Raw genomic sequence first — 240 nt, 5'->3', positions numbered from 1 at the left:
CACCCATGCGCTGCCGGCGGCAGCTGCCTGTGCTACATACTGGCGCAGTTGCTCCCGCGTCAGAGATTGGCCGGTTTGGTGATGATGGCGGTACCAGTTCGCCGTCATCGCGACGGCATCATGCAGCGGCAGGACCGGCCGCCAACCCAGGACGTTATGCGCCTTGGCGCAGTCGAGCAGCAGCAGGGTGGCTTCGTGCAAGGCTTCGGCGGGTGGCCGTGCATTCCATTTCAGTTCAGG

1 pseudogene is annotated in these 240 nt (G+C 64.6%); it reads right to left on the bottom strand.

Features of this window, described 5'->3' with window-relative positions:
• Positions 1–240: pseudogene (locus SB764_RS44240) on the bottom strand (CDP-glucose 4,6-dehydratase); the annotation flags it as partial.

This window comes from Paraburkholderia sp. SIMBA_027 (assembly GCF_046535315.1).
Classification (GTDB): Bacteria; Pseudomonadota; Gammaproteobacteria; order Burkholderiales; family Burkholderiaceae; genus Paraburkholderia; species Paraburkholderia tropica.
Note: the sequence above shows the minus strand (reverse complement) of the source record. Positions and strands in the feature narration are given on the sequence as shown.